The organism is Veillonella sp. ZSJB6, assembly GCF_051549505.1.
GTDB lineage: Bacteria > Bacillota > Negativicutes > Veillonellales > Veillonellaceae > Veillonella.
The window spans coordinates 13,471-40,367 of record NZ_JBPUGE010000005.1 but is presented as its reverse complement, the minus strand read 5'-3'; the positions used below and the strand labels follow the sequence as shown (position 1 = coordinate 40,367).

General features: G+C 40.3%; 23 protein-coding genes, 1 tRNA gene and 1 riboswitch. Of the genes, 22 read left to right on the top strand and 2 right to left on the bottom strand.

Annotation, left to right across the window (positions count from 1 at the left end; all coding sequences use genetic code 11):
• Window positions 1-207: 207 nt before the first annotated feature.
• Window positions 208-383, top strand: a riboswitch (cobalamin riboswitch).
• 294 nt (window positions 384-677) lie between these two features.
• From ACSV5T_RS07120 to ACSV5T_RS07085, 8 genes are all read left to right on the top strand, one after another.
• Entirely contained in the window at window positions 678-2,840 is a 2,163-nt protein-coding gene (locus ACSV5T_RS07120; protein WP_438320647.1) for a methylmalonyl-CoA mutase family protein, read from the top strand.
• Window positions 2,841-2,844: 4 nt separating this feature from the next.
• Window positions 2,845-5,034, top strand: coding sequence for a methylmalonyl-CoA mutase (gene scpA, locus ACSV5T_RS07115; protein WP_295230905.1), 2,190 nt, complete (start codon window positions 2,845-2,847; stop codon window positions 5,032-5,034).
• Window positions 5,027-6,280, top strand: coding sequence for a methylmalonyl Co-A mutase-associated GTPase MeaB (gene meaB, locus ACSV5T_RS07110; protein WP_119206364.1), 1,254 nt, complete (start codon window positions 5,027-5,029; stop codon window positions 6,278-6,280). Before scpA ends, meaB begins: the two co-directional genes overlap by 8 nt.
• Window positions 6,281-6,577: 297 nt before the next feature.
• Entirely contained in the window at window positions 6,578-7,468 is an 891-nt protein-coding gene (locus ACSV5T_RS07105; protein ID WP_438320646.1) for a DUF3829 domain-containing protein, read from the top strand.
• Window positions 7,469-7,518: 50 nt separating this feature from the next.
• Window positions 7,519-7,776 (top strand): hypothetical protein, encoded by a 258-nt coding sequence (locus tag ACSV5T_RS07100; protein ID WP_438320645.1) that lies wholly within the window; start codon window positions 7,519-7,521, stop codon window positions 7,774-7,776.
• Between the two features lie 201 nt (window positions 7,777-7,977).
• Window positions 7,978-8,583, top strand: a complete 606-nt coding sequence (locus ACSV5T_RS07095; protein WP_295199361.1) for a MotA/TolQ/ExbB proton channel family protein — start codon at window positions 7,978-7,980, stop codon at window positions 8,581-8,583.
• Window positions 8,580-8,984: an ExbD/TolR family protein gene (locus tag ACSV5T_RS07090; RefSeq protein ID WP_005385002.1), complete on the top strand. Its 405-nt coding sequence runs from the start codon at window positions 8,580-8,582 to the stop codon at window positions 8,982-8,984. The genes ACSV5T_RS07095 and ACSV5T_RS07090 overlap by 4 nt, the downstream gene beginning before the upstream one ends.
• Before the next feature lie 4 nt (window positions 8,985-8,988).
• Complete coding sequence (locus ACSV5T_RS07085; protein ID WP_295868285.1) at window positions 8,989-9,822, top strand: hypothetical protein; 834 nt, start codon at window positions 8,989-8,991, stop codon at window positions 9,820-9,822.
• Between the two features lie 131 nt (window positions 9,823-9,953).
• On the opposite strand, the gene ACSV5T_RS07080 is transcribed toward ACSV5T_RS07085, so the two are convergent.
• Window positions 9,954-10,364 (bottom strand): CAAX protease, encoded by a 411-nt coding sequence (locus tag ACSV5T_RS07080; protein ID WP_295868287.1) that lies wholly within the window; start codon window positions 10,362-10,364, stop codon window positions 9,954-9,956.
• Between the two features lie 230 nt (window positions 10,365-10,594).
• Here ACSV5T_RS07080 and ACSV5T_RS07075 point away from each other — a divergent pair, with 230 nt between their 5' ends.
• From ACSV5T_RS07075 to ACSV5T_RS07025, 11 genes are all read left to right on the top strand, one after another.
• The gene (locus ACSV5T_RS07075) at window positions 10,595-11,554 is read left to right on the top strand and encodes a M48 family metalloprotease (protein ID WP_295868291.1); all 960 of its coding nucleotides are present in this window, start codon (window positions 10,595-10,597) and stop codon (window positions 11,552-11,554) included.
• Between the two features lie 228 nt (window positions 11,555-11,782).
• Window positions 11,783-13,078, top strand: coding sequence for an adenylosuccinate lyase (purB, locus tag ACSV5T_RS07070; protein WP_005385009.1), 1,296 nt, complete (start codon window positions 11,783-11,785; stop codon window positions 13,076-13,078).
• A 210-nt stretch (window positions 13,079-13,288) separates the two neighbouring features.
• Window positions 13,289-14,437 carry an MFS transporter gene (locus tag ACSV5T_RS07065; protein ID WP_438320642.1) on the top strand — a complete coding sequence of 383 codons (1,149 nt, stop codon included), beginning with the start codon at window positions 13,289-13,291 and terminating at the stop codon, window positions 14,435-14,437.
• 246 nt (window positions 14,438-14,683) lie between these two features.
• The gene (locus tag ACSV5T_RS07060) at window positions 14,684-15,037 is read left to right on the top strand and encodes a type II toxin-antitoxin system RelE/ParE family toxin (RefSeq protein WP_438320641.1); all 354 of its coding nucleotides are present in this window, start codon (window positions 14,684-14,686) and stop codon (window positions 15,035-15,037) included.
• A gap of 1 nt (window position 15,038) precedes the next feature.
• Window positions 15,039-15,311 carry a helix-turn-helix domain-containing protein gene (locus tag ACSV5T_RS07055; protein ID WP_325191985.1) on the top strand — a complete coding sequence of 91 codons (273 nt, stop codon included), beginning with the start codon at window positions 15,039-15,041 and terminating at the stop codon, window positions 15,309-15,311.
• A 74-nt stretch (window positions 15,312-15,385) separates the two neighbouring features.
• Window positions 15,386-16,669, top strand: coding sequence for an adenylosuccinate synthase (locus ACSV5T_RS07050; protein WP_438320640.1), 1,284 nt, complete (start codon window positions 15,386-15,388; stop codon window positions 16,667-16,669).
• 540 nt (window positions 16,670-17,209) lie between these two features.
• Window positions 17,210-17,554 carry an ArsR/SmtB family transcription factor gene (locus ACSV5T_RS07045; RefSeq protein WP_009352539.1) on the top strand — a complete coding sequence of 115 codons (345 nt, stop codon included), beginning with the start codon at window positions 17,210-17,212 and terminating at the stop codon, window positions 17,552-17,554.
• Between the two features lie 2 nt (window positions 17,555-17,556).
• Window positions 17,557-18,843: a DNA polymerase IV gene (gene dinB / locus ACSV5T_RS07040; protein ID WP_438320639.1), complete on the top strand. Its 1,287-nt coding sequence runs from the start codon at window positions 17,557-17,559 to the stop codon at window positions 18,841-18,843.
• 109 nt (window positions 18,844-18,952) lie between these two features.
• Complete coding sequence (locus ACSV5T_RS07035; protein ID WP_295824799.1) at window positions 18,953-19,237, top strand: hypothetical protein; 285 nt, start codon at window positions 18,953-18,955, stop codon at window positions 19,235-19,237.
• 136 nt (window positions 19,238-19,373) lie between these two features.
• A complete protein-coding gene (locus ACSV5T_RS07030) occupies window positions 19,374-20,642 on the top strand; it encodes a pectate lyase family protein (protein ID WP_438320638.1) in 1,269 nt (422 codons plus the stop codon).
• 295 nt (window positions 20,643-20,937) lie between these two features.
• On the top strand, window positions 20,938-22,401 hold the full coding sequence (locus ACSV5T_RS07025) for a catalase (protein ID WP_295824795.1): 1,464 nt from the start codon (window positions 20,938-20,940) through the stop codon (window positions 22,399-22,401).
• A 247-nt stretch (window positions 22,402-22,648) separates the two neighbouring features.
• Here ACSV5T_RS07025 and ACSV5T_RS07020 read toward each other — a convergent pair whose 3' ends face one another.
• Window positions 22,649-23,530, bottom strand: a complete 882-nt coding sequence (locus tag ACSV5T_RS07020) for a hypothetical protein (RefSeq protein ID WP_438320637.1) — start codon at window positions 23,528-23,530, stop codon at window positions 22,649-22,651.
• A gap of 187 nt (window positions 23,531-23,717) precedes the next feature.
• Between ACSV5T_RS07020 and ACSV5T_RS07015 the strand changes: the two genes are divergently transcribed.
• The 3 genes from ACSV5T_RS07015 (at window position 23,718) to ACSV5T_RS07005 (ending at window position 26,670) form a co-directional block, all read left to right on the top strand.
• Window positions 23,718-24,587 (top strand): 5'-nucleotidase, lipoprotein e(P4) family, encoded by an 870-nt coding sequence (locus tag ACSV5T_RS07015; RefSeq protein WP_438320636.1) that lies wholly within the window; start codon window positions 23,718-23,720, stop codon window positions 24,585-24,587.
• Between the two features lie 48 nt (window positions 24,588-24,635).
• Window positions 24,636-24,712 (top strand) — tRNA-Arg (locus ACSV5T_RS07010).
• 227 nt (window positions 24,713-24,939) lie between these two features.
• Window positions 24,940-26,670: a YadA-like family protein gene (locus ACSV5T_RS07005; protein ID WP_438320635.1), complete on the top strand. Its 1,731-nt coding sequence runs from the start codon at window positions 24,940-24,942 to the stop codon at window positions 26,668-26,670.
• Window positions 26,671-26,897 lie beyond the last annotated feature (227 nt).

Here is a 26,897-nt window from a genome sequence, read left to right as displayed (position 1 = left end):
TGGGTGTGTTTGTGCGTGGGCTTAGATTTTATGATGATTTGTACTCGATTTATAACTCGATTTGCAGACAATGAATACGTATATTTGAAAGTGATGAGTTTTTGTCATTTTAAATATGCATTAGTTATAACCTGAAATTTGATACTTATGATTAACTGTTATGTTCATTGACTTTGTGCATAATCTTACACTATATTGGACTTAGAACAACGAATATAGAGAATAGGTGTCGCAAGACTTAATAGAGAAATCGGTACAAGCCGATGCGGTCCCGCCACTGTAAGGACGAGCCTGCTTTCAAAAATGTCACTGGAGCAATCTGGGAAGGCGAAAGCAAGGCGATGAGCCCGAGCCAGGAGAACTGCCTATTTGATAATCACCGTTATGTACCTACGAGCGATAGGAAGGGGATTGAGGTATGCTGGTTTCAGTGTTTTTTTGGCATACTTTTCAACAAGGAACCTTACGTGTCACTTTTGGGTGGCACGTTTTTTGTTGCCCTTGAAAGTGACTGTTGAGCATATACATCAGGCTTTATTGTTAGTAAACTGATGGACACAGATTTGAGGTTGATGTGATCTATAGATAGGAAAGCTTTGGTGGTGTATAAGCATAACAATTGTAGGTACGGTGCGCTGTTTCTCGGTATGGTTTCGAGTTGAAAAGGAGGCACATATATGTCTGACAAAAAGACTTCAAAGGATGCTGAACGCGATCTATTAGCTCCTGTATCCTTTGATGAATTTGAGAAACCTACGTATGAACAATGGCAGGCAGAGGTTGAAAAGGCGTTAAAGGGTGGCGACTTCCACAAGAAGATGTTCACGAAAACCTATGAAGGTATTACGTTGCAGCCGATTTACACACCTGCATTGCATGCAGAAGCAATTCCAAAGGGCGTATACCCTGGGGCAGGTGAGTTCTTACGTGGCACTAAGGCAAGTGGTTATATTAAAGACTCTTGGGGTGTATCCCAATATGTAGATGACTCTTTGCCTAAAGATGCTAATCATGCAAGTTTATACGAGATTGTAAAAGGTGGCACTATTCACAATATCCGCCTCGATGAAGCAACACGTCATGATCAAGACGTGCAAGTAGGCGCATCTGTTGGCGTTGGTGGTACATCTGTATCCACCATGGATGACTGCAAACAATTAATCGACCGCTTCAATTTGAAGGAAAACCCTTTGTACATTGAAACTGGTGCTTCTGCAGCCATCTTGCTTGGTATGTTAGCGGCTACAGTGAAAGGCGCTAAAAAACAAACGTCTGACTTGAAAGGTCTCGTTGGTGCTGACCCTATCGGCGTTATGGCGAAAGACGGTGCTTTGCACATTTCCTTAGATACAGCCTTTGATGAAATGGCACATACTGTTGTATGGGCTAAAGAACAGGCACCAGAGCTTAAAACAGTGCTTGTATCCGGCGATGTATACGCTAATGGCGGCGCTAACGATGTGCAAGAGGTTGCTTATGCATTGGCAACGGCTGTATGCTACGTGCGTCAATTAGCACAACGCAACATCGATATTCACACTATCGCTAAGAGCATGATGTTCACATTCTCTCTAGGTGCTAACTTCTTTATGGAAATTGCTAAATTACGTGCCTTGCGCGTACTTTGGGCTCGCATTATGGAAGCTTTCGGTGCCGAAGAAGCGGACCGCGCCGTTCATGTACACGGCAGAACATCTGCTTTCACAAAAACTGTATACGACCCATATGTAAACTTGTTGCGCAATACAACACAAGCATTCTCTGGCGTCGTAGGCGGTTTGAACAGCCTTGAAGTATCTCCATTTGACCAACCAATTCGCAAAGCGGACGATTTCTCTCGCCGTATTGCCCGTAACATCCAAGTTATGTTGCAAACTGAATTTGAGTTGCGCCAACCTGTGGACCCTGTAGGCGGTTCCTGGTATGTGGAAACATTGGCTGCTGAACTATGTGAAAAAATCTGGGCTGAGTTCCAAACCATTGAGTCTAAAGGCGGCATTATTGCAGCCTTGAAAGAAGGCTATCCTCAAGCTCAAGTGAAAGCCATCCTCGATGAACGCTTCAAGAACCTTGCATTCCGTAAGGACGTTGCAGTTGGTAACAACATGTATGCGAATATGACGGAAGAATTGCTTGATCCAAAACCAGAAAATCAAGAAACATTGCGTCAAAAACGAGCTGCTCAAATCGATGAGTACTTGGCAGGTGCAGAGGCTGATGCGGTTGTGAAAGCACAGGCTACTCTAGAAGCAAGTACAACAGAACCAGGTGCGTTGATTGGCCTCATCGAACTTGGGGCATTACAAAAATTGACAATCCGTCAAATCCGTAAGGCTTTAGATGCCGGCGATATTGCTTCTGAAACAATCGAACCAATTACAGCACATCGCTGGACTGAACAATTCGAAGCACTTCGCATGCGCACGGAAGCGTATAAACAACGTACGAAAGACAATGTGAAGGTATTCTTGGCTAATATGGGCCCAATTCCTCAACATAAACCTCGTGCGGACTTCTCCACAGGCTTCTTCGAAGTAGGTGCTTTTGAAGTTATTAAAAATGATGGCCATGAAACAACGGCTGATGCGGCGAAGGCTGCTCGTGAAAGTGGTGCTGATGTTGTGGTTATCTGTTCCACAGATGATACATATCCAGAATTAGTACCACCACTCGCTAAAGAGTTGAAAGAAACTATGCCGAATGTAACAGTTATTTTGGCAGGGGCACCTCCTAAGGACCTTGAGCCTGTATACCGTGAAGCTGGCGTAGACGACTTCATTTCCGTTCGTGCAAATTGCTACGAAATCTTACATACGTTACAAGATAAGAAAGGGATGTGAGCTCATGTTTAAAAATCCAGACTTCTCCTCTCTTGGCTTGGGATCTCAGTCGCCGACATCTCGCGATGCATGGCTTGCTGAACTTCAAAAAGAAACAGGAAAAAGCTTTGAAGATTTATATAATACGACAATGGAGCAAATCCAACTAAAACCTCTCTACACAGAGATGGATTATGAAGGAATGACACACCTTGACTACATGGCTGGTGTACCTCCATTCTTGCGTGGACCTTATTCCACAATGTACGTAACTCGTCCTTGGACAGTACGTCAGTACGCTGGTTTCTCCACAGCCGAAGAATCCAATGCATTCTACCGTCGTAACTTAGCAGCAGGCCAAAAAGGTTTGTCTATCGCCTTTGACCTTGCCACACACCGTGGTTATGACTCCGACCATCCTCGCGTAGTGGGTGACGTTGGTAAAGCCGGCGTTGCGGTAGACTCCATCCTCGATATGGAAATTCTATTCTCCGGTATTCCTCTCGACCAAATGTCCGTATCCATGACAATGAACGGCGCCGTATTGCCTGTCATGGCGTTCTACATCCTAGCTGGTGAAGAACAAGGTGTTGATAAAAAGGTTATGGCTGGTACGATCCAAAATGATATCTTGAAAGAATTCATGGTACGTAATACCTATATTTACCCTCCAGCTACGTCCATGCGCATCATCGGTGATATCTTTGCGTACACATCTCAGTACATGCCTAAGTTCAACAGTATCTCCATTTCTGGCTACCATATGCAAGAAGCAGGCGCTACGGCAGATATCGAATTAGGTTACACCTTGGCCGATGGTCTTGAATACATCCGTACCGGTGTAAATGCAGGCCTTCACGTAGATAAATTCGCTCCACGGTTGTCCTTCTTCTGGGCAATCGGTAAAAACTACTTCATGGAAGTAGCGAAAATGCGTGCTGCACGTATGTTGTGGGCTAAGATTATTAAGAGCTTCGGTTCTGAAAATCCTAAATCCATGGCTCTTCGTACACATAGCCAAACATCTGGTTGGTCCTTAACAGAACAAGATCCATTTAACAACGTAGCTCGTACATGTATGGAAGCGATGGGCGCCGCATTGGGCCATACGCAATCTCTACATACCAATGCGCTTGATGAAGCGATTGCGTTGCCTACGGACTTCTCTGCTCGTATTGCCCGTAATACTCAGCTTTACATTCAAGATGAAACTAAGGTATGTAAAGTTATCGACCCATGGGGCGGTTCCTACTACGTAGAAGCCTTGACTGATGAATTGATTCGCCGTGCTTGGGGTCATATCCAAGAAATCGAATCCCTTGGGGGTATGGCGAAAGCGATTGATACTGGTCTTCCTAAGATGCGTATCGAAGAAGCGGCAGCTCGTCGCCAAGCTCGTATCGACTCTGGCCGTGAAGCAATTATTGGTATCAATAAATATCGTCTAGATAAAGAAGATCCATTGGATATCCTCGACGTAGATAACACGGCTGTACGAGAAGCGCAAATCCGTCGTCTCGAACAATTGCGTGCTAACCGTGATGAAGATAAGGTTCAATCCTGTCTCGAAGCGATTACCAATGCTACAGAATCTGGGGAAGGCAACTTGCTTGCTCTTGCCCTTGAAGCTGCTCGTGCTCGTGCATCCTTAGGTGAAATTTCCTTTGCTGTTGAAAAAGTTTGCGGCCGTCATAAAGCGGTTATCCGCTCTATTTCCGGTGTATACTCCAGTGAATATGAAGATGACGATGTTATCAAAGAAGTACGTCAAATGGCGGATGACTTTGAAGAACTCGAAGGTCGTCGCCCTCGTATCATGATTGCGAAGATGGGCCAAGACGGTCATGACCGCGGTGCCAAAGTTATCGCTACATCCTTCGCGGATATGGGCTTTGACGTAGATATCGGACCTTTGTTCCAAACTCCAGAAGAAACAGCACAAGATGCGGTGGATAATGACGTTCACATTGTCGGCTTCAGTTCTCTTGCGGCAGGTCACAAAACATTGTTACCTCAACTTGTGGAAGAGCTCAACAAACGAGGTCGTGGAGATATTTTGGTTGCCATTGGTGGCGTAATCCCTGCTCAGGACTATGAATTCCTACGCGAACATGGCGCAGTGGCTATCTTTGGCCCTGGTACAGTCTTGCCTGTAGCGGCTAAGAAATTGCTAGAAACATTGACTAGTCACGTTCAAGACGAGTCTAATGACTGATAACAAACGGCCTACCCCGGACGCATTGCATACGACTCAGGATGCTACCTTCACCACTGGTGAAGGTAAGGCCCCTGAATTAGGTGTAAAAAATGCAAATGCCGAGGGTAGTACCTATCGTCCCGATTGGGTGCCGGAAGATGCGAAAAAGGATGATACCTTCGCGTGTCATGTAATGAAAGGCGTCAAAGAAATGCACGATGGCCTCTTATCTAGCTCCGCGCATCTGGCTCCGTCGGTACGTCCCGTACAGCGGCGAAAGAAGTTAACTGTCGCTGATTATGTACGCGGTATCGAGCAGGGGGACCGCGTTATACTTTCACGGGCTATTACGTTAGTAGAAAGTAATAATAAGGAACACTTTAAATTAGCTCAACAAGTATTGCAAGCTATATTGCCTCGCACGGGCAAGGCGTTGCGCATCGGTATTACTGGTGTGCCTGGGGCCGGTAAAAGTACATTTATTGAAGCCTTTGGCAATATGCTCATTGAAGCAGGTTACAAGGTAGCCGTACTTGCTGTAGACCCTACAAGCCAAGTTACAAAGGGCAGTATTTTGGGCGATAAAACGCGGATGGAAACATTGACGAAACATCCTGACGCGTATATTCGTCCGTCGCCAGCAGGCGGTACACTAGGCGGTGTAGCTCGTAAAAGTAGAGAGACCATGCTACTTTGCGAGGCTGCTGGGTACGATATCATTCTCGTTGAAACCGTTGGGGTTGGGCAAAGTGAAGTTACCGTGCGTTCCATGGTAGACTTCTTTATGCTCATCGTATTAACAGGTGCAGGCGATGAATTACAAGGCATCAAAAAAGGCGTTATGGAGCTGGCCGATGCTATTGTGGTCAACAAGGCTGATGGGGATAACCTCAAGCGCGCTCTCATCGCTCGTAGCGATTACGATCGGATGTTGCATTACATTCGTCCTGCTACGGAAAAATGGAAAACCCAAGCCTACACTTGCTCAGCCGTTACAAAGGATGGCCTCGATGAATTGTGGGATGTGATCCAAGAATTTACTGAACAAGGTAAAGAAAATGGGGTCTTCTTAAAACGCCGTCAAGAACAATCCCTCCGTTGGGTACGCGATATGATTGACGAACACTTGCACAACCTATTCTTTAATAATGTCGTCATTCAAGGTCGCATGGGCGAAGTGGAAGCTGCCGTCTTAGACGGTGAAATGAGCGAATCTCAAGCCGTTGAAGAATTAATTGGCGTTTTCGACAAGTCCATTAAATAAGTAGATAGCTACATACCTATTTGATAAGCTGGCATAACTTATCTATTAAGACACTCCGATTAGCTATCATGCTTATCTAGATCTATAAAATGTATCCATAAAAGGCATAGTATAAACATTACTATTGGGTTTACCCCAATGGAGATGTATACTATGCCTTTTTATGTGCTTGTGAAAGCATATTCATGAAACAAATTTCATAAAAAATACGGTTGATACTTTCATAAATAACATATATGATATATAATTTAATCATAAACTGTTACTTGTGTGTGTGATTTAAATGAGAGGGTCATTATGAAACCACTAGTAAAGAAAATGTTAACAGCCGTATTGTGTGCATCTACTCTAACAGCTCCATTATTTTTGAGTGGTTGTAGTTTTTCTAAGATTGCCAATGGGGTGCAGCAAGGCGCTCAAAAGGCATCGCAAAAAGACATTCAAGTCTTTAATCAGTATATTGAAGCAGTTGGTAATTTTAACAGTGGTACCGTAAGCTTTGGATATGCTATTAATCCTTCCATTCAAAAACTAAGAGAGGGTCAACATTTATCAAGCTTTATGGCACCAAAGTTTGATAGCTTACAACAAAAATTACAAGCCGCTAAAGATGCGGGTATACCATATGATGATATGAAGGAACCTCTTGATAACGTATTAGCCGTATTAAAGGACATTGTACCAGTAGCAAATGAATTGGATACGTACTACCAAACTAATTCATATCAAGCAGATAATTATGCTAAGGAACAACAATTAGGACCTAAATACGTTCAATTATATGATCAATTCTATGCAGCATATAATCAGTTAGACGCTGTAATTCACAAACATAATACGGAAAATCAACAAGAACAGTTGAAAGAACTTAAGGATTCTGGTAAGAAAAATGCAGCTGCTGCTCAAGAAGTTCATTTACGTTTAACTGCATTATTGGATAGCTTTGAAGAAGGCAAGCAAATCGATGTAAATGCGGCAAACCAAGAGTTGCAAGGAATCATGGATGTGTCCAGCAGCATTACTAGTCCGGACTATAACTCTGCTAAAAATCATTTAAATACAACTATTGGTAGAATTCGTACATTCTTAGGTGACCAAACAGCTGATCATTACAATGATATGATTGAATCCTACAATAGCTTCATTGGCAGTGTAAATCGCTTGGATATGAACAAACTCGATAAATAATATCTAATCGTATATACCATGTTATGAAATGTTAGGAGAGGAATATTTAAATGAGCAAGAAAATGTTATTACCCGTTGGTATAGTTGTTTTGATTATAGGTATTGTTATCCTATTATTAAATCCAGATCCATCTACAACGAATTTGGAAATTGCAAGAAACGCTACTAATGCACGAGAGGCAGCTAAAGCGATTTCTTCTAATAATCAAACCTATGCGTGGATGTATTCCCTTGGTATGTTCTTTACTGGTTTTGGCGTATCCTTAACAATTGGTGGCATACTTGTGAAATTCCTTAAAAAAGATTAATAGGATGTAAGAGATTACAAACCTCCTAGGTCAAATTAAATCGGGATTATAGTTAAATCAAGCTTACATTAAAGGCTATACTAATAGATATATCACTATTAGTATAGCCTTTTTTTGTCCCATACATATTTTTAGATGCTTTAAAACGTGATATAATTAAATTTAATGGGGCCTAGAGGGTAACGGCTTTTGGAGGTTAGTATGAGTAGCATAGCGCATTTATTTGTGGCTGGTGGATTTGTAATGTATCCGCTAGTAATTTTTTTGCTCTTTGCGTTGATGATTGGCATTGAGCGTATCGTTTTATATCGCAAGTTTACAAAGGACTTGCGTCGTTTTAATAAGGTATTAGAAAAGAACCAAAGCTGGGTTATGTTGCCGAGCGTGTTGGAACGTGACACATTGGAGCTCGGCTCTTTGTTTGCCCGTGCCATTCGCAGTGCGAAGAACTACAATAGCTTGGAAAATCGTTTGCAAGATATCGTATCCTATGCAGATGAGCGCTTGAAACGCGGTTTAAGCTGGCTTAGCATGATCGTAACAATGGCTCCACTATTGGGCTTGTTGGGGACCGTGCTTGGCATGATTCGCGCCTTTGCTGTCGTAGGTGGCGATATTGGGGCTCCTACCATCATTACGGGCGGGGTATCTGAAGCCTTGGTAGCAACGGCGACAGGCTTGACCGTAGCCATCATTGCACTTGGCTTTCACAGTTACTGTGCGGCAAAGGTCAACGATTCTATTACTACATTAGAGCATGAGTGTGGTAATATCCTCGATGCGTACAACGAGGAACATGATATATGAGACGACGCACATTAGGGGTTAAAAAAGAACCGACAATCATGATTATCCCTATGATCGATATTGTATTCTTTTTATTGGTATTTTTCATGGTGGGTACGCTGTACATGAATACAGAGCAGCAAATTCCTCTAAATTTGCCATCTGCATCCACTTCTACGGCAAAATCTATCGAGCCTATTACGATTACCTTAACTACAACGCATACGTTATATATCGATAATCAGGAAATTTCTTCGGAACGCTTGGCAGAAGAGGTGCGGTCTATCGTTAAACAAGCACCGCGACAAGCCTTTGTTATCCGTGCATCTAAGGATGTATACTATAGCGAGGTTATCGCTCTGTTAGATATGCTCAAGGTTAATGGCGCTAAATATATTAGCGTCGCAACGGAACGGAAGTGATTCTATGTTTGAATCACATTATTTGAAACCGTTCATCGTGTCCTTAGGTATTACGACGATACTCGTATCGGGGATGGGTCTTTCCTTGCGAGGTATGGCGGGCACTGGGGCAGCTCATGATGCGGCTGAAATTAGCTTTGATTTGCCTGATGATAGTGAAAGTAGCGCAGAGGTAGCAGAACCGACTCCACAACCGGAGGAGAAGGTAGCACCTGCAGAGGCTGTGCCAGAACGTACAGAACCAAAGCCTAAATCTCAGTCACAACCTATGGTGGAGTCCGTGACGCCTGATGAAAGTGAACGAACTAAAACATTAGATACAAATGCTAGTACACAAGAGCAGCGACGAGAATGGGCTATACCTAAGGCCATCGAATCTGAAGCGGCTGGCGTAGAGCAAGCGGTTGTAATGCATGATAAACAATCAAAACCGAAAGAGGCACCTATGGGGAAGGATGTTACATCTGACCCTAATGCCAATGGTGATGGTCGTACGGAATCAGCTGACTTATCATTCCTATCAGATCTTGCATGGAGCTTGTTAACACCAGGCCAGCAAGAATTATTACGACAACCTGCTATTAATCCAAGCGCCTATCTTCGTCGTGTCCAAGAACAAGGCGCGAGAACTTCCGTGACAGGTACTGTTACGGTGAAGGTGAACTTTGGAGAAGATGGCCGTGTCATCGTTGCTCCGAATACACCGCGCATCGTGGTGGACGGTGTGCCGCCTGATGTAATGGAAGAGGCGTTGCGCATTGTTAAAACCAGTGGCAGCATCGTCAACAACTCTGGACGTATACAAACCTTAACAATCCCTGTCGTTATGGGACAATAAAGAGGCATATCACATACTATGTATGTAAGATATGCCTCTTTTATTTTTGTAGTATTAGTTATTTGTATCCTGTTATTTATGGTTACCAGATTATTATGGGAATATAATTAATACGGAAAAACTGTATCCTATTAATCCTGGTTTGTAAGCATCGTTTTGGTAGAGTTGAATACCGCAAGGTATACGATAGTGCCACCGATAAATAATGTAACTTGCATAGGTGCACTAAATTGATCGACACGCCATAACGCAAAGGCGTAGAAGAACATTGTTACTAGCATGATGAGGAATGCGATGATAACGCGTACATTGGTGTTAACCGCTAAGGATGTAGTAATGCGAGATTTGTTGAGTATTACATAAATTAAGGATACGATAATATCTGCTGTAAAGATAGAGAACACATAATTGAGATCAAACTCTCCAAATAGAACTACAGCCAAGCCGATAAAGCTGAGTCCAAAGAATAGGCGCAATAGCATGCCTATAGTATTCGATTCATTGCGCTGCGCACGACGCTCTTTGCGATTTAAATTTGCCATGAAAGCCTCCCTATTTTTCATAGTAGATTTAGTCTGTATGTTTATTATATATCACAATGTACAGCTATGATACAGTATTAGTAAATTTATTTATTGTTATATTACTATATAAGGTATAACTCCATAGTTATATGAGGTTTACTAATGTAATAATTTAGAAAATAAATGTGTAGCTATATGAGATGTAACGTATAGTTATCATAGAATATGAGTGCATAAAGAGAGAGAGTATGATTCAAGTTATTCTTACCTATATTGTTAACGTTATTATTGTATTTATCTTCTTCCCGATTTTAGAGTCCGCAGTTCAATACGTATATCCTTTTTCTTGGGCGTGGCTTATGAAACCACTACAATTAGCGGATAAGTTAGAGGTGTATATCGTTATAGCCGTTGCATTGCCTATTATAGTGGCTATAGGATTATTTTTGCCGCCTTTTAGTTGGATTGCTCATGCGATGCAAGGTGAAAGAAAACCAAGTGCAGAAGAATCGGCCTATCTTGAACCAATATTTGAAAAATTATGTGCCTATAGTGAGGTAAAACGTGATTCACTAACTGTGCGTATGCGTAATGATGAGGATATCAATGCCTTTGCTTCGGGAATCAATCATATTACGATACATACAGGTGCCTTACGAGCATTAAGTGAGGATCAATTGGTAGGCGTTTTGGCGCATGAGCTAGGTCATTTGCGTCATCGCGACACCATTTACTTAACTATAACCTATGCCATGGATCGACTCGGGCAATTGATTTTGAATCTTGTAATATTGCTTAACTTCGCATTGAATATACTGGCGATTATACCTATTGTTAATATTGTAGTTCGCATTATTCAATTAGCTATAGTTATTATGATTACAGCGGTGGAATATATATTACAGTTACCAAAGTGGATAACCTATTATTTTGATAGCCGTCGTCGTGAGTATGCTGCTGATGCGTACGCTGTATCAATTGGTTTAGGCCGAGAATTGCGGGATGGCCTCGTTTCATTGGGTTTAGCGACTGACCAAATTGGCATGCTTGAGAATGGTGAATTATATGATTGTGAAAGTACGGGATTTTTTAGCCGTTTATTTATTACTCATCCAAGAATGATTAAACGAATTCAGCGTATCGATGAAGGTATAGAAGTATACGAATTGAAAAAAAGTCTTATGTGGAATCGACTGTTAAGAAACTAGGTATATATTACATAGAGGCAAAATAGCGGGATATACTATGAGGTCTTATATTATATAAAATTAAAATAGAGGTCTTAATATAGAGGCTTTCATCCATAAATACGAACGATTAGTAAATTTAATATAATTATCATTCGGAAAATTTAGGTCCATTCATTGAATGGAGCTTTCACATATGGTACAATTATTGTATAAGAAATCTAGCTTTTATCATGCAAAGGAGACATCATGATACCACGTTATACACGAGAAGAAATGGGCCATATTTGGAGCGAACGCAACGAGTTCGACACAATGTTATTGGTAGAAACATTGGCATCCGAGGCACAAGCTGAGTTGGGCGTTATCCCTAAAGAAGCGGCTAAAGCCATTCGCGAAAAGGGCAATTTCGACGTTGAACGCATTCATGAAATCGAAAAGGAAACAAACCACGATATCATTTCCTTCGTAACAGCAGTAGGCGAATACGTAGGTCCTGAAGCGGCTAAATATATCCACCTTGGCCTTACATCTACTGACGTTAAAGATACAGCGCTTGGTTACATGATGAAACAAGCTTGCGACATCTTGATTGAAGATTTGAAACGCTTGCACGAAGTATTGCGTCGTCGCGCAGCTGAGTTCAAATACACACCTATGATTGGCCGTACACATGGTATTCACGGCGAACCAACTACATTTGGCTTGAAATTAGCATTGTGGATGGCTGAGGTAGAACGCGACATCGAACGCATGGAACATGCTCGTAAAAGCGTTGCTGTTGGTAAATTATCCGGCGCCGTTGGTACATATTCCAACATCGATCCATTCGTAGAACAATACGTATGCGAAAAATTAGGTCTTGAACCTGTTAAAATCGCTACGCAAGTAGTACAACGTGACCGTCACGCTGAATTGTTGTCCACTATTGCTGTTGTAGGTGGCACATTAGATAAAATCGCTTTGGAAATCCGTCACTTGCAACGTACAGAGGTGCGCGAAGCAGAAGAATACTTCAGCCCTAAACAAAAGGGTTCCTCCGCAATGCCTCATAAACGTAATCCTATTACATGTGAAAGAATTTGCGGTATGGCTCGCTTGCTTCGTGGCTACGCTCAATCTGCTTACGAAGACCAAGCTTTGTGGCATGAACGCGATATTTCCCACAGTTCTGTAGAACGTGTTATCTTGCCAGATGCAACAATTGCATTGAACTACATGCTTCACCTTACAATTCGCACTATCGATAAATTGTTGGTATATCCTGAAACAATGCTTAAAAACCTCAACCTTACAGGCGGCCTTGTATTCAGCCAAACAATTTTGACTCACCTTGTAGACAAAGGTGCAGTACGTGACGAAGCATACCGTTGGGTTCAAAAATACGCTATGGAACGCTGGCTTGAAGGCAAAGATTTCGCAACAGGTCTTAAATCTGATGAAAACATCAAGAAATATATGACTGCTGAAGAAATCGATGCATGCTTCGATCCTCATAAATTGTTAAAACATGTTGATACAATCATGGCTCGCTTTGGCCTATAATTGTAGGGTACTTCCCATATAACATATGAAAGACTAGGGTAGGTATAGACCAACAAGCCTATAGCACATACATTAGGCTGTTGGCTATATCTACCTTTTTATTTTGAAAGCAACCTGTTATTTCCGCTATTTTACGGATAATTACGAGCTAGTTTCCTAGTAAGCATCTCTGTATCTTAGGGAAAATTAGCTATTGTATTAGGAGGTTATATGAAACGTATCATACGAAAGTACGGACCGCCTATTTTTCACTGTATTAATGACTTTGGACAAGGTTCACTAGCGGCGCTCATACCGTTCTTTATCGCTAATTTTGGCCTTAATTACTATCAATCGGCATCCATTATTTTCTGTAACACCGTAGTGGCTTCCGTGGCGCAGCCTATCTTGGGCTATGTGGCGGATCGGTGGCGCGTGCCGTGGTTCATTCCTGTAGGCTTTACCGTAACATTAGTCTCTATCAGCGCCATTGCACTGGCAACGAGCTATGAAATGATATTAGCTCTATCGCTCATTGCAGGGATTGGGGCGGCACTATTCCATCCTGAGGCGGCTCTTCTCGTGAACCGCACGCAATCCAATGAACTTGGTAATGCCATGGGACGATTTGCGGTTGGGGGCAGCGCTGGTTTTGCACTGGGCCCACTCCTTGCTGGTGGTGTGTACGTCTTTGGCGGTCAATTCCTTTGGTTGTTCACGGCAATTGCATTGATTGGCGTGTTGCTGTATGTGTATGCCTTTACTAGCTCTACAGATACCGATGCTATTGGTGAAAGTAAAAGCTCTGCTAAATCTACTAATAGTGGCACTAACGATTGGGTTAGCTTTGGCAAATTATTCTTTGTCATTGCTTCTCGATCTATTTTATTCTCTGTACTATCCATCTTTATACCTATTTTATACATTACTGTTATTAACGGAGAAGCCAGTGCATCGAGTTTAGCTTTAACGATGTACTTTGCAATGGGCGCTGTTCTTACCTATATGGGCGGGGCGTTGTCAGATAAATTAGGCTTCCTTAAAACAGTTCGCTTAGGCAATCTTATCTTCTTGCCATCTGTTTTAGTCTTTATCTTTGTGCCTAATATATGGGGCTTTTTCGGCGCCATGATCCCAATGGCCTTTGGTGTATTCTCACAATACGGTCCAATTACGGTATTAGGTCAAAAATACCTTGCTAAAAATGCAGGCTTTGCCTCAGGTATTACACTAGGTCTTGGCATTACCTTAGGTGGCCTTGTAGCACCATATGTAGGCCATATAGCCGACATCTATGACGTACAAACCGCATTGATGACACTGATACCTGTCGGTTTAATGGGGCTCTTAATGAGCTTCTGGTTAAAAGAGCCTAAATAGCACTTGATTGACAGGCAGACATTGATAATATAGTTGTATTAAATTACTAAAATAGAATACTTTGACTAGTTAAAATGTCAATACATGGGAGGTGACCATTGGTCACCTCCCATTTGTTTACTTTAAGGGTCTAGATATTTATATTGGATATAGTAAGACTTTAAATTTCTATATCTCTGTATCTTTACTGAATATATGTTTTAACATATAATTTATGTAAAGATTTCTTCTAGTACTAGGAGGAATATGATGGATACGTTTTCTGTTGTTTTTTATGAAACTGTAAGTGGAGAAAAGCCAGCAAAAGTATTCTTAAATGAACTTTCAGATAAGCAGCGAGCTAAAACAATTCGAGATCTAAAGATACTTGAATTATATGGCAATCGTTTGAGAGAGCCTCAGTCTAAATATTTAGAAGATGGGGTTTATGAGTTACGAATAAAGCAAGGTTCAAATATTTCTAGAATATTGTATTTCTTTTTTGTGGGAAAGCGAATTGTTTTAACAAATGGTTTTGTAAAGAAATCTATGAAAACACCGAAGAGTGCTATAGAATTAGCTGTTAAATATAAGAATGATTATATTGAAAGGTATACATAATATGGAAACGTTAGATCAATATTTAGAGAAACAATTGAAAAATCCGAAGTTTAAAAAAGAGTGGGATGCATTAGATGATGAGTATCAAATTATTCAGAATATAGTTGAAGCACGATTGGCAGCTCATATGACGCAAATGGAGTTATCCGAATTAACAGGTATTACTCAGTCTGATATTAGTAAGATTGAAAATGGCAATGGTAATCCATCGTTAAAAACATTACAGAAAATAGCTCATGCTTTTGGAAAGAAACTAAAGATTGAATTTGTATAAATACTTTCACAGAGTCCGAACATTGTTGTATAATGTTAGTGAATTATTTAGACTTTCACATGGAGGATATAGATATGGCAACAAGTATGGTTATCGGCACTCAATGGGGTGACGAGGGTAAAGGTAAAATCGTTGACTGGATCGCGGAACGTGCAGACGTTGTAGTGCGCAGTCAAGGTGGTAATAATGCAGGTCATACTGTTGTGGTAGATGACAAAGCATTTGCTCTTCGCCTTTTACCAAGCGGCATTTTGTACGATAACAAACAAAATATCGTTGGTACTGGTGTTGTAATCGACCCTAAAGTATTGTTACAAGAAATCGAAGGCCTTGAAAAACAAGGTAAATCTGCAAAATCCCTTCATATTTCTGACCGTGCGCATGTTATCATGCCATATCATATCGCTTTAGATAATGCAGAGGAAGCATCCAAAGGTGATGCTAAAATCGGTACTACTAAAAATGGTATCGGTCCTTGCTACGCTGATAAAATTAACCGTATTGGCATCCGTATCTGCGACTTATATGACCTTGAAACATTCAAACAAAAATTAGCATATAATGTAGAATTCAAAAACAAAATGCTTACTAAGGTGTATGATGCTGAACCTGTTAACTATGATGAAATCTTAGCGGATTACATCAAATACGCTGAAGCGTTGAAACCATATGTAACAGATACTAACATCGCTGTTCTTAAAGCGGTTCAAGAGGACAAAAAGGTATTATTCGAAGGCGCTCAAGCTACTATGCTTGACCTTGACCATGGTACATATCCATTCGTAACATCCTCTCATCCAATCGCTGGTGGTGCTTCCACAGGCGCTGGTATTGGTCCAAACTACTTGAAAAATATCTTCGGCGTTGTAAAAGCGTACGCAACACGCGTTGGTGCAGGTCCATTCCCTACAGAACTTCTTGATGAAACTGGCGACAACCTTCGCAAACTTGGTCATGAGTTCGGTACTGTAACTGGTCGTCCTCGTCGTTGTGGTTGGTTAGACCTTATGGTTGTTAAATACGCTGCAGGTCTTAACAGCTTAGATTACCTCGCTATTACACGTTTGGATATCCTTGATTCCTTCAAAGAATTGAAAATCTGCGTAGGTTATAAATTGAATGGTAAAGATGTAGAAGGTTTCCCAGCTAACTTGAAAGATCTTGAAGCATGCGAAGCTGTTTACGAAACATTGCCAGGTTGGGAAACAGATATCTCTGGTATCCGCAAATACGAAGATCTTCCTGAAAATGCTCGCAAATATGTAGAACGCATTGCAGAAGTAACAGGTGTACCTTTGGGCATTGTATCCGTAGGTCCTAATCGTAACCAAACAATCGATTTAGTAAACGTATTCTAAGCTATACTAATTTGGTATAATTGGTTTGCTCTAGGGGAGACTAGAATTTATCATTATAAATTCTATGTTTTTCCTACTATACAATCGACTTATAGAATTATACAGATAAGGCCCCTCTATGAGGGGTCTTTTGTATTGAAAGTTATTAGAACACAAAATCGGTATAGTTTATATCTAATCCTTTAGATTGCTAATATAGTGCGGTATATCGAAGTATGCTATATGGTTATTAGAAAATCGCTATATCGAAAATTCTATAGAAAATAATTGCACAAAACCATTATATATACATTTTTATGTATAACTAAATAAATCTATGAGATGAAAATTTATTTAAAATATTCATAGCGAATAGCCTATAGCGTGCTGAAATTAGTTTATAATGTGGTGAAATTTACTCATATATAATTATTTGGTATTCATAATAAATTATTAAGATACAAATATAAAGAAAAAAATAGATTTACATTAAGAAATAGTATATAATAGTATCCATAAGTAGATTGACATTTTTTGATACGGATTTGAGGAGTTAAAGATATGGTTGAAGTTTCTTATGAACGTTTAGCGACGATTTTTAAGGCATTAAGCGATGAAACAAGATTACACATCATCGACATGTTGTCTTGCAATGAATTATGTGCAGCTGATATTTTAGCTAGCTTCAATTTATCCCAATCTACGTTGAGCTACCATATGAAAATCTTAATTGATGCAGGTGTAGTTAACTCTCAACGTAATGGCTTATGGACACGTTACTCCATTAACGAAGCTACATTTGGCGACATTCTAGAAATCATCCCTCAATTATATAAATCTAAGGATGAGTGCATTTGTGCGCAAATTAAATACTGCCGTATTTCTGAGCACGAAAAAGAAGCGTAACAATGAGACGTTGGATTATGCATGTTGATATGGATGCATTCTTCGCGTCCATCGAACAACTGGATCATCCAGAATATAAAGGCCACCCCGTTATCGTGGGTGGTCTTTCTTCACGTGGTGTCGTTGCTACCTGCTCTTATGAGGCTCGTAAATTCGGTGTTCACTCCGCCATGCCCATTTCGAGGGCTAAGAAATTATGCCCTGATGGTATCTATGTGTATCCACGCATGGACCGCTACAAAGAGGTATCCCATCAGATTTTTTCTATTATGAAAGAATTCACTCCCTACATTGAGCCATTATCTATCGACGAAGCCTTTCTTGAGGTGAGCGGTATGTCTACCATGTATAGTGGGCCTAAAGCGTTAGGTCGTGCCATTAAGGATCGTGTGTATGAGAAGACTGGGCTTATCATCTCGGCGGGCTTAGCACCTAATAAATTTCTCGCTAAACTAGCCTCCGATTTAGACAAACCAGATGGTCTTGTAGTGATTCCTTATGGTCGTGAAAAGGATATTTTGGCTCCATTACCTATTAAACGGATTTGGGGTGTTGGTCCTCATACGGAAAAACGGTTGAAAGCAGGAGGCTTTCACTTGATGCGTCATATTCAAGCATTGCCTGATGAACGTAGTCTTATTCCTATTGTGGGAAACCAGGCGCGACGCATATGGGAACTGGCAAATGGTATTGATGAACGGCCTGTGGAAACTGATCGTAAAATACAATCCATTGGAGCCGAAGAAACCTACGAAGAGGACCTTGTTGATGGCAGTGCTATTGAACTCGAGTTCAGATACTTTGCTAATCGCTTGTCAAAACGGTTACGGAAACGCAACCTTTTGGGACTTACCGTATCGATTAAGGTACGCTATGATGACTTCACTACCGTATCGCGGCAGAAACGATTAGATTCACCGTCAGACCATGAGCATGTGTTTTTTGAAACAGCGCTGCTTTTATGGAATAAGCTCATGCAAGATAAGATGACCGAACAACCTAAAGGGACTATCTTTATAGATCCACCAGGCCCTATACGCTTGTTAGGTCTTACCGTAAGTGGTCTCGATGAAGAGGTACCGATGCAGGATAGCCTCTTTGAGTCGCCCCGGAATGAAAACGAAAATAAGCTGGCTGGTGTACTGGATTCCTTAGAATCTAAGTTCGGTGAGACTGCTGTTATGAGTGGGGCTCTTTGGCAACGCTTTCATGGAGAAAATGGGGCGCGTAGAAAGAGATCAGAACTTAAGGCTGCAGTAGATGCACAATCTACTAACGAGGATGTATAATTCCATACGGTAGACTCATAAAGTTTATATTGAATACTTTCGCTAATATAAATGTTCATGTTACAATATGGATATAGTGTTTAGAAATTACCGCAAGAGAGGTATAGATATGAGTTTATTTCGTGTAGCCATCCATTATGGCATCAACAGCAACGGCTTCTTGTCCTATGATACAGAAGCAAAAACAGTATCCGTAGAGTTACCTGAACAAGAGTGGGTAGATAAGGTTATCGCTTACTTGAACGATGAACATGCTATCGAGCATGCTACAGGTCTTGATACATATGAACGGTTAACTGTAAAACCATTAGAGTCTTTAGACAATTTCAAATTAGCTTTAACACGCATGTGGGAAGCCATCGATGTACAAGTCGACTGGAGCCGTCCAGCGTAAATAAAATGATACCCCTTCATAGGCCTATTGGTACTATGAAGGGGTTCTCTTATTGTTGCTATGAGATAATGCTATTGTTATGAGATGATGGCGGCATAGCATACTGTAATGTATCAGAAACTAAGGAACTCGATGTATGAAAAAGATAATGATATCCCTTGGATTGCTCATAGTGTTAATCGCTGGATTAATGATGACCTTTTCGCGAGGTTCAGCTGAAAGTCCTACCTTTATGCGTGAAGCATTACCGAAACAAGATGGATTTGCTTCTGTAGGCAATGGGTCTACTGGTGGTGCTAATGCTACAGAGCAGAATGTGTTTAAAGTAACAAACAAAAAAGAATTTGTATCAGCTCTTAAGAATAGAAAAAACACTACACCTAAGATTGTACTAGTCTATGGAACTATAGATTTTGATACCGATGATAATGGTAAACCATTGACTATGAAAGACTACATGGTCGATGGCTATGACTTTCAACAATATTTAGAAACTCATAAGCCGCAAAGCACAGCGCCTAAGAGTTTAAAAGATGAGCAAGAAGCAAAGCGTAAGGCATCACAAAAGAATCAAAGTAAGTCTATTACTGTTCATGTACCGTCTAATACAAGCATCATTGGCATGGACAATGCGAAATTAAAGGGTGTAAATTTGGTTCTTGATTCGGATAATGTAATCATACGAAATATACAGTTTGAATCTCCTTATGACTATTTCCCTTCTTGGGATCCTAATGATGGACCAGAGGGTAATTGGAATTCTCAGTATGACAGTATTTCTATAAAAGGTGGTACACATATTTGGATTGATCATTCTTCCTTCCAAGATGGCCCCGAAACAGTAGAAAAATACTTTGGTCGTAAATATGAGCATAGAGATGGATTGGTTGATATTACCAATGAAGCTGACTATATAACGATTTCTTATTCGACGTTTGAAAACCACAATAAAACTATGTTAATTGGTAGTAGTGATTCAAAAATTTCAGATGAAGGAAAATTACATGTAACTTTGCATCATAATTATTTCCATGATGTAGTACAACGCTTACCAAGAGTACGATTTGGCCAGGTTCATGTGTATAATAATTACTTTGCGTCAGATACTACAAATGGTGAATATACTTATGCTTACGCACTAGGTGTTGGGAAAAACTCCCAAATCTATGCTGAAAACAATGTGGCGGATATAGCAGGTAAAGACTATACATCATTTGTGAAAGTCTTTGGAGGAAAACAACTTACTACAGTTAATAATATGTTTAACGGACAAATCATTGATACATTTAATGATACGTTAACACCTGTAGATTGGAAACCTGAATTGTTTACTAAAATAGATCCTGTAAATGAAGTAAAAGAAAATGTTTTGCATAATGCGGGGGCAGATAAAATTCATAGATGATATATTTTAGTTATATGTATAGATGGCGTATGTAAGTGTTTGCGCCTAATAACGATGAAGACAGCCTATAGGATTGATTTCCTATAGGCTTTTCTCATGTACTGTTTCTATATGAGAGCATGTATACAAGATTTTGTATTGCATAATCGCCATTTATATGTTACGATTTAATCGTAATAATAAATAATGATTATTAATTGATAACATTTATTGTTTTTTATGTAATAATATGTTTCATACAATTTTTAAGGTCGCATATTATTACTTATTTTTATTCTAAGTAGGAGTTTGTAACATGAGTGATGAAAAGAAATTAACAACAGCCTTTGGCGCTCCTGTACCAGATAATCGCAACTCTGCTACAGCAGGTAAACGTGGTCCTGTATTGATGCAAGATGTTTGGCTCATGGAGAAATTAGCTCATTTTGAGCGCGAAGTGATTCCTGAACGCCGCATGCATGCTAAAGGATCCGGTGCATTTGGTACTTTCACAGTCACTAACGATATTACAAAATATACGAAAGCAAAAATTTTCTCTGAAGTAGGCAAGCAAACGCCGTTATTCGTACGTTTCTCTACCGTTGCCGGTGAGCGTGGTGCGGCCGATGCAGAACGCGACATTCGTGGCTTTGCCGTAAAATTCTATACAGAAGAAGGAAACTGGGACCTCGTAGGTAACAATACACCTGTATTCTTTATCCGCGATCCATTGCAATTCCCTGATTTGAACCGCGCTGTAAAACGTAATCCACAAACAAACCTTCGCGATGCGACAGCAAACTGGGACTTCTGGTCTAGCTTGCCAGAAGCAATTCACCAAGTAACAATCGTTATGAGTGACCGTGGTATTCCTAAATCCTACCGCACAATGCATGGTTTTGGTAGCCATACATATAGTCTAATTAATGAAAACGATGAACGTGTATGGGTTAAATTCCATTGGGTTTGTCAACAGCCGATTGAAAATCTTTCCGACGCTGAGGCGGCTAATGTGATAGCTAGTGACCGTGAAAGCCACCAACGTGACCTCTTTGAGGCTATTGAAAGAGGCGATTTTCCTAAATGGAAATTATGCATCCAAGTGATGACCGAAGAACAAGCTAATAACATGCCATACAACCCATTCGACTTAACAAAGGTATGGTATCATGACGAATTCCCATTGATTGAAGTTGGTGTGATGGAACTTAACCGCAACCCAGAAAATTATTTCCAAGATGTAGAACAAGCTGCATTTGCTCCAACAACTATCATTCCCGGCATATCTTTCTCTCCTGATAGAATGCTTCAAGGTCGTTTGTTCTCTTATGCCGATGCGCAACGCTATCGTCTAGGGGCAAATTATTATCAAATCCCTGTTAATGCCGCTAAATGCCCTGTAAATATCTACCATCGTGATGGACAAGGCCGTGTAGATGGTAACCATGGCTCTACAATTGGCTATGCACCAAATAGTTTTGGCGAATGGGCTGAACAACCACAATTCAAAAACCCTGGTCTAGACGTATCTGGTGCAGCATACCAATACGACTTCTACGAAGACGATTCTGACTTCTACACACAACCAGGTAAATTGTTCCGTCTCATGAGCCCTGAAAAACAACAAATCTTGTTTGAAAATACAGCAGCCGCTATGGATGGCGTACCTGATTTCATTAAAGAACGCCATGCAAAACATTGCTACCAATGTGATCCAGCTTATGGTGAAGGCGTAGCTAAAGCTTTGGGCATGAACATCGATTTCAGCGATGTAAAATAACTAATAAATCTCTCTAACTAATAAATCCCTTACAAAACTCTCTTATATTTACATAAATAACCCCTTAAAAGAATACAAAACAATCCTATAAACTTGCACACATTATATAACTATTTATGTAAATGATATTCTATCTAAACAACATAAACGACTAAAAGAACTTCCTTAAACTAAAACGAAGCCCCTCCTTGCTATGTAGTTCATAGTAAGGTGGGGCTTTTGTCGTGGTGAGTGTATTTAAATATTGTTAATCAAATTTTTTATTAGTTAGGTCCTGATACATAAGCTTAGCGATTTCATACTGTGGATCAACAGCTTGTAATTGGTGGGATGGTAGTTTAAATACAGCTTCAGCTCGTTCCTCTTTCTTGATATCGATACCCTTTACATCTTCGGACCGACTTATGGAAATGGTATGTGTTGTTGGATTTATGAAGTACGCATTTACGTCGATGCTGAAAGCTTTATTTTCGTCTTTTCTCATGATTACACGTAGAATCATAGCTGAAATAGCAGTGGTACCATCTTTTTCACCTAACAGCTGCTTAGATGTGTAGTCCACATAATCTGCATAGACATAAATATCGCCAGGTTTAGCCTTGTCATAATCTTGTATATAAGCCTCTACTAAACGCAAATCGAGTTGTCTACCGAATGGTCTAGAGAACATTTCACTTTGTAATACGCGTGTTTCACTGACAGGTGGATAGGACGGTATTGGTGTTAAACCTTTTAGCATATCTGTGCGTGTTTCGCCTTTTCTTTTAGCCTGACGTTCTGCAGTGACCTTGTCTAAGCGTTTGCGCTCTTTTAACATGGCCTTTTCTTGTTCTTCTTTAGTTTTGTAAGTTTTTACGGATACAACACGGTTACCAGACATAGTCACTGTTGAATAGATGGGCTTATCTTTGGTCGGTTTTCCCTTAGACGCATCAAGCGTAGATTGCACTATGGCTGGAGTTGCGCTTTCAATAGAACTTTTTAGCTCTGGAATATTAGAATAATCCATATCAACCACTGCAGCGTCTGTACTTTCAGTTGGCTGTACTGGTGTAGCGCCGTACGCAGATGATATGGCCAATATAGCTAATAGTGAACTGGTAATAATTGATCGTTTACATACTTTCATTACATATACCTCTTTTTAATAAGAACTCTCTAATACTATCAACAGCTGTATTATAGCATAGTTCTTGTGTAGATAGATTTAAAACACATAGATAGGTTATAAATCTATAGAGGACTTTCGTATACCTATGTAGAATTACATTGTGTATTGGATGTATACAGAGAGCACATGTGGATAGGAGGCAATTATGAAACGTAGTAGTTTAGCATGGTATGTAGCAACAGCTTGCATTGCTGGTAGCCTTTGCGTAGGTTCTGTAGTGCAGGCAGATTCTCCGACGACGGTGAATGATGCGGCGGTACAGGCCGAACAGGTAGCACTGAAGCAAAAACAGCAGTACCAAGCCGAAACAGAAACAATGGGACTTTTATGGATGCGCACCTCTGCGGAGTACAGAGCTCTGGCGTATCAAGGGTACAATGTGGCGCTAAATCTTGTTAAGATGGCTGTTACTGATCCATCTCATCAAAGAAAACCTCTTGCTATCGTTCTTGATGCTGATGAAACAGTAGTGGATAATACTAAACTGATGGGTGAAAGCGTTGCTAATGGCAATGGTCGCTTCGATGCTCCTTGGTGGCGTCAAGCTGTGCATCAAGGTAAATCGCAAGCCATGCCTGGTGCTGTTGAGTTCCTAAATGAAGTACATAAACAAGGTGTTGAAATATTCTACGTTTCAAACCGATATGCACCTGTTAACTATGATGCAACAGTACAAAACTTTAAGGAACTAGGCTTCCCATCCGTCGATAAAGAACATGTACTACTATTTGAAAAAGACTCAGACAAACAACCTCGTTTTGATGCCATTACTAAGAAGTACGCCGTAATTTTGTATATGGGTGATAATGCAGGGGACTTCCCAATTGGCACAAAAGGTAAGACCTTAGCTGAACGAAACGCTATCATCGATGAACATAAAGAAGACTTTGGTACTACCTTTGTTGTATTTCCAAATCCTGCCTACGGCTCCTGGGTCAGTGCATTAGCAAAAGGCTACCAAAACCTTAGCCCAGAAGAACAAAAACAAGTGAATAACCAATACCTACAACAATAAGGACGCCTTGCGTATACTTTATTAAAAACGATATAATAAAGTATACATGCGTCTATAGCTCAGTAGGATAGAGCAGCAGTTTCCTAAACTGCGTGTCACTGGTTCGATTCCGGTTAGGCGCACCAGTATAGAAAAGAAGGTATACGGCTTATAAAAGCCGTATGCCTTCTTTTTTGCATTTTCTTGCATTTCTTATGAGCTAGAATTATAATATTAGAGTAATATTCATATTTTATTCATATTTTGACAATGAATAGTGTATAGAGGGATACAATAAGATTCAGGTTTCATTAGATAGCTTTGAATCTTTTTTTAGATTTATTGTTTGTGTTGTCTTAAAAGGGGAAACCAAATGAAAAAAGAATTATTGTTAACGGCTATGATTACCGCAAGTATTACTACAACAGCACTTGCAGCATCCAACTTAGATATTAGTGCTACAACTGCTGCTCCATTAAGCATGAAGAATTCTATTGCTTATGGTGGAAATAACCAAGTTGAGAATGGTATGTTCTCCCCTGTAAATAATATATTGCTCGGTGGTGACAAGAATACAGTTCGACCTTCTGCTTCTAATAGTATCACTTCTGGTATTAATAATACTGCATCTGGTCCAGGTAGCATCGTAGCAGGCTGGTATAATCAAAACTCTGCTACTCACAGCTTGGTAGTAGGTACTAGCAATACTGTTGGTGGTACTAATAATATCGTAGGCGGCTTTAACCATACTAATAATGACAATGCGATTAATTCTTTATTAGTTGGTACACATAATAGTATTGACGGACATGACTCTGTGGCTTTGGGTAAGAATAATACCATTCAAGGTAATAATGGTTTAGTAGGTGGTACTGGTGCCAAGGTTCAAGGTAACAATGCTATTGCCTTTGGTGACAGTGCGAAAGCAACGTACGATGATGCGTATGCCATTGGCCGTAAAGCGGAAGCGACTGCTCAAAATACTGTTGCTATCGGTAACAATGCAAAGGCCAATAACATTATGGGTACAGCAATTGGCTATAATGCAAAAGCAAAAAATGATTATGCTACAGCAGTAGGTTATAGTGCAAGTGGTACAGGTAATCAATCTTCTGCATTTGGTTTTAATGCAGAAGCAACGGCTATGAATACGACTGCAGTTGGTTCCTATGCAAATGCTAGTGGTGCGTACTCTACAGCGTTAGGCTTTAAAACAGTGGCTTCTAATGAGGACTCTGTAGCATTAGGTAACTATTCTACTAGTGCTGGTAAAAGTGCCTTTGCTGCTGGTACATTAGCGAATGCAGCAGAAAAGGACTCATTAGCAATCGGTCATAGCGCAACTACAACAAAGGAAAACGGCATTGCTATCGGTACAAATGCGATGGCTGCTACAGATAATAGTATCGCATTAGGTGCTAAGTCTGTTACTGCTACCGCTGTATCTACTAACTCTGGTGTTATCGGTGGCAGAACTTATAACTTTGCTGGTGGAAATGCGGTTGGTACATTGAGCATTGGTGATAGTGGTGCAGAACGTACGATTACAAATGTAGCGGCAGGTCGTGTATCTGCTACATCTACTGATGCAGTCAATGGCTCCCAATTACATGCCATTAAAGACGTGGTAGATAATCATGAAAACCGTATCACTACCATAGAAGGCGATATTAATACATTAAATAATCGTATTATTAATGGTGGCGCTAATAGCTTAAATGAAGCTAAATCTTACACTGATCAACAAGTATCTAGCGTAGCAGCCGCTTCTGCAGCACTCGCTGGCTTGCATCCATTAGATTTCGATAAACATGACAAATGGTCCTACTCCGTTGGCTTTGGTAACTATAAAAATGCTAATGCAGCGGCTTTAGGTGCATTCTATCGCCCTAATAAAAACACAATGTTTAATGCTGCCACTACCGTTGGTAACGGCCGTAATTCTATTAGCTTAGGTGCCAATTTTAAATTTGGTAAAAGCTCTGAAGAGGTAACTACTGAAGATGCTACACAACTCAAAAAAGATATGAAAGACCTATCTGAAAAATATAATGAGTTAGAACGAAAATATAATGAATTAGCAGCTAAATTAGAATCTAAATAAGAATCTAACTAGTGTGATTAATACTCCTACAAGATGTATCTTGTGGGAGTATTTTTTTTATCCTACTAAATGTTAAAGTACAGTGCCTTTATGATAAGCATTTCATTTAAATATAAACGTGCCGTGCTTTTATTATAAGTATTCCTTAATAATGATATAATTAAGATATATATTCAGTTACATATTTGGTTACATATTCGGTTACATATTAGTTACATAGTCAGTTA

What these genes read in the sequence shown, in the direction of transcription:
- ACSV5T_RS07085 (WP_295868285.1), top strand. Translation starts at nt 8,989, where the DNA reads ATGTTTGAATCACATTATTTGAAACCGTTCATCGTGTCCTTAGGTATT.
- ACSV5T_RS07025 (WP_295824795.1), top strand. Translation starts at nt 20,938, where the DNA reads ATGAGTGATGAAAAGAAATTAACAACAGCCTTTGGCGCTCCTGTACCA.
- ACSV5T_RS07015 (WP_438320636.1), top strand. Translation starts at nt 23,718, where the DNA reads ATGAAACGTAGTAGTTTAGCATGGTATGTAGCAACAGCTTGCATTGCT.
- ACSV5T_RS07090 (WP_005385002.1), top strand. Translation starts at nt 8,580, where the DNA reads ATGAGACGACGCACATTAGGGGTTAAAAAAGAACCGACAATCATGATT.
- purB (WP_005385009.1), top strand. Translation starts at nt 11,783, where the DNA reads ATGATACCACGTTATACACGAGAAGAAATGGGCCATATTTGGAGCGAA.
- ACSV5T_RS07100 (WP_438320645.1), top strand. Translation starts at nt 7,519, where the DNA reads ATGAGCAAGAAAATGTTATTACCCGTTGGTATAGTTGTTTTGATTATA.
- ACSV5T_RS07020 (WP_438320637.1), bottom strand. Translation starts at nt 23,530, where the DNA reads ATGAAAGTATGTAAACGATCAATTATTACCAGTTCACTATTAGCTATA.
- ACSV5T_RS07045 (WP_009352539.1), top strand. Translation starts at nt 17,210, where the DNA reads ATGGTTGAAGTTTCTTATGAACGTTTAGCGACGATTTTTAAGGCATTA.
- ACSV5T_RS07035 (WP_295824799.1), top strand. Translation starts at nt 18,953, where the DNA reads ATGAGTTTATTTCGTGTAGCCATCCATTATGGCATCAACAGCAACGGC.
- ACSV5T_RS07055 (WP_325191985.1), top strand. Translation starts at nt 15,039, where the DNA reads ATGGAAACGTTAGATCAATATTTAGAGAAACAATTGAAAAATCCGAAG.
- scpA (WP_295230905.1), top strand. Translation starts at nt 2,845, where the DNA reads ATGTTTAAAAATCCAGACTTCTCCTCTCTTGGCTTGGGATCTCAGTCG.
- dinB (WP_438320639.1), top strand. Translation starts at nt 17,557, where the DNA reads ATGAGACGTTGGATTATGCATGTTGATATGGATGCATTCTTCGCGTCC.
- ACSV5T_RS07060 (WP_438320641.1), top strand. Translation starts at nt 14,684, where the DNA reads ATGATGGATACGTTTTCTGTTGTTTTTTATGAAACTGTAAGTGGAGAA.
- ACSV5T_RS07120 (WP_438320647.1), top strand. Translation starts at nt 678, where the DNA reads ATGTCTGACAAAAAGACTTCAAAGGATGCTGAACGCGATCTATTAGCT.
- ACSV5T_RS07005 (WP_438320635.1), top strand. Translation starts at nt 24,940, where the DNA reads ATGAAAAAAGAATTATTGTTAACGGCTATGATTACCGCAAGTATTACT.
- ACSV5T_RS07095 (WP_295199361.1), top strand. Translation starts at nt 7,978, where the DNA reads ATGAGTAGCATAGCGCATTTATTTGTGGCTGGTGGATTTGTAATGTAT.
- ACSV5T_RS07075 (WP_295868291.1), top strand. Translation starts at nt 10,595, where the DNA reads ATGATTCAAGTTATTCTTACCTATATTGTTAACGTTATTATTGTATTT.
- ACSV5T_RS07050 (WP_438320640.1), top strand. Translation starts at nt 15,386, where the DNA reads ATGGCAACAAGTATGGTTATCGGCACTCAATGGGGTGACGAGGGTAAA.
- ACSV5T_RS07080 (WP_295868287.1), bottom strand. Translation starts at nt 10,364, where the DNA reads ATGGCAAATTTAAATCGCAAAGAGCGTCGTGCGCAGCGCAATGAATCG.
- ACSV5T_RS07065 (WP_438320642.1), top strand. Translation starts at nt 13,289, where the DNA reads ATGAAACGTATCATACGAAAGTACGGACCGCCTATTTTTCACTGTATT.
- ACSV5T_RS07105 (WP_438320646.1), top strand. Translation starts at nt 6,578, where the DNA reads ATGAAACCACTAGTAAAGAAAATGTTAACAGCCGTATTGTGTGCATCT.
- meaB (WP_119206364.1), top strand. Translation starts at nt 5,027, where the DNA reads ATGACTGATAACAAACGGCCTACCCCGGACGCATTGCATACGACTCAG.
- ACSV5T_RS07030 (WP_438320638.1), top strand. Translation starts at nt 19,374, where the DNA reads ATGAAAAAGATAATGATATCCCTTGGATTGCTCATAGTGTTAATCGCT.